This window comes from Kitasatospora sp. MY 5-36 (genome assembly GCF_001182915.1).
GTDB lineage: Bacteria > Actinomycetota > Actinomycetes > Streptomycetales > Streptomycetaceae > Kitasatospora.
On record NZ_LFVW01000659.1, the window covers coordinates 1 to 6,282 of the forward strand.

Below are 6,282 nucleotides of genomic sequence, written 5' to 3' on the forward strand. Positions count from 1 at the left end.
TCGAAGCGGTTGCGCAGCCGGTCCTCCAGCGTGGGCTGCGCGGGCGGCTGGGTCCCCTCCGGGGCGGGCTGCGGCAGCGGCTTCGGCTTGGCGTCCAGCAGCTTCTGCAGGGTCCAGTAACCCTTGACCGCCGGGGTGATCACGTTGGCCTGGGCCCACTTGTCCCAGTCCTCCAGCTTCCAGGTCTTCAGCTCTTCGAGCGTCGGAAGCTTGATCGGAGCCGCGCCCGGCGTGCCGGAGGCGCCGGCCGTGACTCCGGGAGCCGCGGTCACGGCCGGGTCGGCGTTGTCGGGGCCGCACGCGGTGGCGACCACCATGGTCAGCGCGACGACGGAGGCGCCCAGGACGGCACGGCCCGGCCGGGATATCGGTGACATGAGTTCAAATCCCCCTGTTGACTACCGCCATGCGGCCCGTTCCCCGGGTGCGGCCCGACTCGGCCGCAGGCATGGCAGGTGAGGAGTCTGCCATGCGTCCGGGGGACTCCCGAATTCCGCACCGGACCGGGACGGGGCCGTCACCGGATGGGCACGGGATCGGCACCGGGGGCCCGTCGAGGAGCGGTCCCGGGGGTGCGCTCGGCGGGTCGCGCGGTGGTCGCGGCGGGCCCGGCGGCCGGTAAATCGGTTGCACGCCCCGGGCGGGCTGCCTAGCGTGGTCCGGGTCATCAGCCAGACAAGGAGAAGGCCGTTGCTCTACTGAGGTCCCGGGACACCGCCCCCGCCGCGCAGGCCCTGCTGCCGTCGCGCGGTGCGCGAGTGTGCGACCTCAGTCACGGCCCGTGGCACTCCTCTGCGTGACGCCACCCCTTCGTTCCCCCGGCCGTGCCCGGTTTCCGCACCCGCGGTGTCTCCCCGTGTTGCTCACCACCCCTTCGGCAACCACCCCGGGAGGCCTGTATGGCACACCACCCCACCACCACCGCCGTCCTCTGCACCGAGCTCTCGTTCGAGTGGCCCGACGGCAAGCCCGTCCTGGACGGCTTCCAGCTCGCCGTCGGCCCCGGCCGCACCGGCCTGATCGGGCTCAACGGCGCGGGCAAGTCCACCCTGCTGCGGCTGATCGCGGGCGAGCTTGCCCCGACCGGCGGCACCGTCCGGATCGACGGCGAACTCGGCTACCTGCCACAGGGGTTGACGCTCGACACCACCCTGCGGGTGGACGAGGCGCTCGGCATCCGGGCAGCCCGCGAGGCCCTGCACGCCATCGAGTCCGGCGACACCGACCAGCGCCACTTCGACGCGGTCGGCGACGACTGGGACGTCGAGGAGCGCGCCCGCGCCACCCTCGACCGGCTCGGCCTGCACCGCCTCGGCCTCGACCGGACCACCGGCGAACTCTCCGGCGGCGAGGCCGTGCTGCTGCGGCTGGCCGCCCTGCTGCTGGCCCGCCCCGACGTCCTGCTGCTCGACGAGCCCACCAACAACCTCGACCGGGCCGCCCGCGAGCGGCTCTACGAGACGGTGGCCGGCTGGAACGGTGTGATGCTGATCGTCAGCCACGACCGCGAGCTGCTCCGGCACGTCGACCAGATCGCCGACCTCCGGGACGGCGAAGTCACCTGGTACGGCGGCAACTTCGAGGAGTACGAACGCACCCTCGCGGCCCAGCAGGAGACGGCCGAGCGGCTGCTGCGCAACGCCGAGGCCGACGTCCGGCGCCAGAAGCGGGACTTGGCCGAGGCCCGCATCCGGCTGGACCGCAGCGCCGCGTACGGCAAGAAGCGCTCGGTCACCCGCAACGACCCGCACATCTTCGCCGGGATGCTCAAGCGCAAGGGCCAGGAGACGGCCGGCCGGCTCCAGGGCATGCACACCGAGCGCCTGGAGGAGGCCAAGGCCCGGCTCGACGCGGCCGAGGAGGCCGTCCGGGACGACGCCGAGATCCGGATCGACCTGCCGCGCACCGCCGTCCCGGCCGGGCGCACCGTGCTCACCCTGGACAGGGTCCGGCTGCCCCACGGCACCACCGCCGACCTCGACCTGCGCGGGCCCGAGCGGATCGCGCTGGTCGGCCGCAACGGCGCCGGCAAGACGACGCTGCTGCGCACCATCGCGGGCGAACTCGCCCCGCCGGCGGGGGAGGTCATCACCCCGGTGCCGCTGCGGCACCTCCCGCAGCGGCTCGACCTGCTGGACGAGGAGCGCTCCGTCGTGGAGAACGTCAAGCTGTTCGCCCCCGCCGCCGGGGACAACGCGGTCCGCGCCCGGCTCGCCCGCTTCCTGTTCCGCGGCGCCCGGGCCGACCAGCCCGCCGCCACGCTCTCCGGCGGCGAGCGGTTCCGGGCGACGCTGGCCGCCCTGCTGCTGGCCGACCCGCCGCCGCAGCTGCTGCTGCTCGACGAGCCGACCAACAACCTGGACCTCGCCAGCGTCCGCCAGCTCACCCAGGCGCTGTCCGCGTACCGGGGCGCGCTGATCGTGGCCAGCCACGACCTGCCGTTCCTGCGCGGCCTGGGCCTCACCCGGTGGCTGGAGCTGGACGGCGAACTGCGGACGGTGGAGCCGATGTAGCGCCTACTGCTGCTCCTACCGTTGCTGCTCCTGGTCGTTCTCGGCGTTCCCCTGGTCGCCGTGGTCGCCCTGGCTGCTTTGGTTGCCTTGGGCGTCCTCGGTGAGCATCCGGCGGGCCGTGCTCAGGGCCGAGTCCCTGAGCGCGGCCAGCTCGTCCGGGGTGAACACCGGTGTGCGGACGTTCGGCGGGATGCCCGGGCCGTCGAAGGTGCTGCCGTTCCTGGTCAGGTACTTCTCGTTCGGCAGGACGGCCATGAAGTCCGGCGAGAGCGACTTGATCATGATGTCGGAGAAGACGCCCTGGGTGTTCTCGCCGACCCGGAGCACCCGCGGGGAGCGGCCCGTCATGGCCTGGGTGAAGGTCTCCGCGGCGCTGGTGGAGATCGAGGAGGTGAGCACCGCCACCGGCCCGGTGAAGTGCCCGCCCGCCGACGGCCGTACGGTGACCGGCTCGGGCCGGGTGAACTTCGTCGGGTCGGCCGGGTCGTTGCGCGCCACCTTCCGGTAGGCGACGTACGGGCGGTCGGTGAGCCGGGCGGCGATGTGCAGCCCGAGCGCGTCCGAGCCGCCGCCGTTCAGCCGCACGTCGACGACCAGGCCGGTGGGCCGGTCCGGGCCGGCCAGCACGGCGTCCAGCGCCCGGTCCAGCTCGTCGACCTGGCTCCGGAAGTCGCCGTCGGTGTAGCCGTCGAAGCTGCTCACCCGGAGGTAGCCGAGGCCGTCCGGGAGCCGGCCCACGCCGAGCCGGCCGCCCGCGAACTGCTGCTCCGGGCCGGTGAGCTGGGCGGCCGAGGCCTGCAGGGCCCGCGCGGTCAGCTCCGGGGTCTGCACCGTCGAATCCGGCCGCTGCCCGCCGAAGACCTCCTTGGCGTGCCCGTCGACCACCCGGGCCAGCCCGGTGTGCGCGTCGCCGAGCGGGCGGAGCATGTCCGTGAAGACGTCCTGCAGCCGGTCGGCGGTCGTCGCCGGGGTGATCGTGGGCCGCTTCTCGTCCCGGACGGCGTGCCAGTCGATGCCCTTGGCGGCGAAGAACGGGTAGTTCTCCTCGAAGTCCTCCCAGAACCGGTCGAAGACCGCGAGCGGGTCGTTCGGAGCAGGCCGCGCGCACAGCGGCGGCAGGGCGTCCAGGCGGGTGAGCGACTTGGTGCCGACCCCGCTCTCCTCGCGTTCCACGGCCCGGTTCCGGCCCTTGGGGGTGAGCGTCATGGCGAGGTTGCCCACGGTGTAGCGGGTGGTGCCGTCCGGCCCGGGCTCCGAGGCCTGCGTCCCGGTGACCCACCCGGGCAGGCAGCTGTGCGCGGTCACGTCGTAGGTGGTGACCCGGCCCCCGGAGACCGCGATCAGCAGGCCGTAGCCCTCCGTCCGCCAGACCCCCTCCAGCGGGTTCCCCCGCCCTTCCTGCGCCGCGGCCGCCGCCGGTGCCGCCAGCCCCACCGCCGTCGCGAGGGCCACCGCCGCGGCCGCGGCCCGGCCGACGCCGCTTCCGGTCCTGCTGCGCGCCGTTCCCGTCCTGCGCGCCGTTCCCGCCGTGCGCGTCATCCCTGACCTGCGTGCCATCCCTGACCTGCGTGCCAGTCCTGACCTGCGTGTCATCTCCGGCCTCCGCCGAAACCCCGGTCTCCCCCGCGGAACCCCTCCGCCACCGCTCCCCGTCGACGCTACGGCCGGCCCCACCGCCCGGGCGTCATCCGACGAGCCGCACCCGCTTCCTCCTCCGGGCGCACCGGCTTCCTTCTCCGGGCCGACCCGGAGCCGGGCGCAATGGTCCTCGGCGGTCTCGACAGCGACCGTTTTGACTGCGGGTGAAAAACCGCCGTCCGCGGCCCCAACTACCCGTCGCTCCAGTACCATCGGCGGCATGCCTGCGCTCACCATCGAGTACACGGAGCACGAGCTCGCCGCGATCCGCGAGGCCGCCGCCGCGGACGGCAAGACCGTGAAGGCCTACGTCCACGACCTGAGCGTGCGCGAGCAGCAGCGCCGGGTCTTCGTGGACCACGCGGTGGCGTTCTGGAAGGCGCACCGGGCCGAGTTCGACGCCGCGTTCCCCGAGGACGCGGCCGCCGCGTGAGCGACGGGGGAGCGTGAACTCCCGGGGCTATGCCTGCGGCGTCGACCGCAGCCTTCCCGCGATCCGCGTCCCGAGCCGGTCCAGCCCGACGACGAGTGCGGCGAGCGCCACGAACTCGACGGTCAGCAGGGCTATCTGGCCCCAGACGTAGCCGTAGCCCTTGGTGGTCGGGTCGAAGAAGAAGTACGGGTAGGGCATCGGGTAGTCGTCGAACAGCGCGTTGCGGGTGAGCACGATCGCCGCGTAGCCGAGCGGGAAGCCCAGCCAGAGCGGGATGTCCTTCCAGGCCGAGGCGTTGCGCGGCTTGAGCACCAGCCAGTCGGCGATCACCATCACCGGCGTCACGTAGTGCAGGAAGAACGACGACCAGTGCGCCAGCTTGTCCGGCCCGCTGACCAGCCCGGGCAGCGGGTTGGCGCCGTGTTCGAGCAGGATGTGCGAGACCAGCCCGGTGATCAGGATGTACAGCGTGGCGGCGCCGCGCAGCCGGGGCGCGGGCGCGTCCACGGTGCCGCGCTTGAGCATCCAGTACACCGCGCCGATGAAGTAGCCGAACACGATCACGTTGCTCTGCACGGTGAAGTAGACCAGCGGCGCGGTCCCGAGGGTCAGGCCGAGGCCCGCCGAGAGCACGATGCCCATGCGCCACCAGAGCGCGGGTCGGGTCCGGACTGTCATGCGGCCACCAGTTCGTTCCAGGCGATACGGGAGGTATCGGACGTCGAGGGGGAAACCCGCACTCTACTCGCTGGTACCGATCGGATGGAATCCACGTTCGAGCCGTTCGGGCGTACCGGGGGCACGGGTGATGGTCGCGGTGGATCCTGAGCGGGCGTCAGCCCGGCAGCACGAAGCCCGACTCGTACGCCGCGATGACCGCCTGGGTGCGGTCCCGCGCGCCGAGCTTGGCCAGCACGCTGCCGACGTGCGTCTTCACCGTCTCCTGGCTCACCACCAGCTGCCGCGCGATCTCGCCGTTGTTGAGCCCGGTGGCCATCAGCCGCAGCACCTGCCCCTCCCGCTCGGTCAGCCGCCCGATCGGCCCCCGGTCGCCCGACCCGGCCTCCCGGCGCCGGTCCGCGCCGTGGCGCAGCGCGAGGTCGCGGACGGCCGCCGGGAACAGCAGCGAGTCGCCGCGCGCGACCAGCCGCACCGCCTGCACCATCTCCTCCGCCCGGGCCCGCTTCAGCAGGAACCCGGCGGCGCCCGCGCGCAGCGCGTCGTACACGTGGTCGTCGTGCTCGAAGGTGGTGACCACCAGGATGCGCGGCGGCGGGGCCATCCCGTTGACCAGCTGTTCGGTGGCCCGGATGCCGTCGATGCCGGGCATCCGGACGTCCATCAGCACCACGTCCGGGCGCAGTTCGCGCACCAGCGGGACGACCTCGGCCCCGTCGGCGGCCTCGCCGACGACGGTGAGGTCCGGTTCGCTGTCGATCACCACCCGCAGGCCCAGGCGGACCAGCCGCTCGTCGTCCGCGATCACCACCCGGATGCCGTCGGCGCCCTGCGGTGCACCCTCGTCCACGGCGTCGTACCCCATCTCGTTCATGTCCTCGTTCACGTCGTCCCTCCCACCGGCAGCCAGACGGCCAGCCGCCACGTCGTTCCGTCCCCGTCCGGCCCCGCCGCGCTGCCGCCGTGCAGGGCCGCCGCCCGCTCGCCGATCCCGCGCAGCCCGCGCCCGCCGCCGGGGCG

General features: G+C 73.4%; 5 protein-coding genes and 1 pseudogene. 2 read left to right on the forward strand and 4 right to left on the reverse strand.

Features of this window, described 5'->3' with window-relative positions:
* Positions 1 to 377 (reverse strand): annotated as a pseudogene (locus AE652_RS32930) (hypothetical protein); the annotation flags it as partial.
* 522 nt (positions 378 to 899) lie between these two features.
* Between AE652_RS32930 and AE652_RS32935 the strand changes: the two are divergent.
* Positions 900 to 2,513 (forward strand): ABC-F family ATP-binding cassette domain-containing protein, encoded by a 1,614-nt coding sequence (locus tag AE652_RS32935; protein ID WP_049658276.1) that lies wholly within the window; start codon positions 900 to 902, stop codon positions 2,511 to 2,513.
* Between the two features lie 15 nt (positions 2,514 to 2,528).
* Here AE652_RS32935 and AE652_RS32940 read toward each other — a convergent pair whose 3' ends face one another.
* Positions 2,529 to 4,052 carry a S41 family peptidase gene (locus AE652_RS32940; RefSeq protein ID WP_082346129.1) on the reverse strand — a complete coding sequence of 508 codons (1,524 nt, stop codon included), beginning with the start codon at positions 4,050 to 4,052 and terminating at the stop codon, positions 2,529 to 2,531.
* Between the two features lie 319 nt (positions 4,053 to 4,371).
* Between AE652_RS32940 and AE652_RS32945 the strand changes: the two genes are divergently transcribed.
* Positions 4,372 to 4,584, forward strand: coding sequence for a hypothetical protein (locus AE652_RS32945; protein ID WP_049658278.1), 213 nt, complete (start codon positions 4,372 to 4,374; stop codon positions 4,582 to 4,584).
* Positions 4,585 to 4,611: 27 nt separating this feature from the next.
* Here the strand turns inward: AE652_RS32945 and AE652_RS32950 are convergent, their stop codons facing one another.
* Positions 4,612 to 5,262 carry a Pr6Pr family membrane protein gene (locus tag AE652_RS32950; RefSeq protein ID WP_049658279.1) on the reverse strand — a complete coding sequence of 217 codons (651 nt, stop codon included), beginning with the start codon at positions 5,260 to 5,262 and terminating at the stop codon, positions 4,612 to 4,614.
* Between the two features lie 157 nt (positions 5,263 to 5,419).
* Complete coding sequence (locus tag AE652_RS32955; RefSeq protein WP_049658284.1) at positions 5,420 to 6,127, reverse strand: response regulator transcription factor; 708 nt, start codon at positions 6,125 to 6,127, stop codon at positions 5,420 to 5,422.
* Positions 6,128 to 6,282: the final 155 nt, after the last annotated feature.

What these genes read in the sequence shown, in the direction of transcription:
- AE652_RS32945 (WP_049658278.1), top strand. Translation starts at nt 4,372, where the DNA reads ATGCCTGCGCTCACCATCGAGTACACGGAGCACGAGCTCGCCGCGATC.
- AE652_RS32950 (WP_049658279.1), bottom strand. Translation starts at nt 5,262, where the DNA reads ATGACAGTCCGGACCCGACCCGCGCTCTGGTGGCGCATGGGCATCGTG.
- AE652_RS32955 (WP_049658284.1), bottom strand. Translation starts at nt 6,127, where the DNA reads ATGGGGTACGACGCCGTGGACGAGGGTGCACCGCAGGGCGCCGACGGC.
- AE652_RS32935 (WP_049658276.1), top strand. Translation starts at nt 900, where the DNA reads ATGGCACACCACCCCACCACCACCGCCGTCCTCTGCACCGAGCTCTCG.
- AE652_RS32940 (WP_082346129.1), bottom strand. Translation starts at nt 4,052, where the DNA reads ATGACGCGCACGGCGGGAACGGCGCGCAGGACGGGAACGGCGCGCAGC.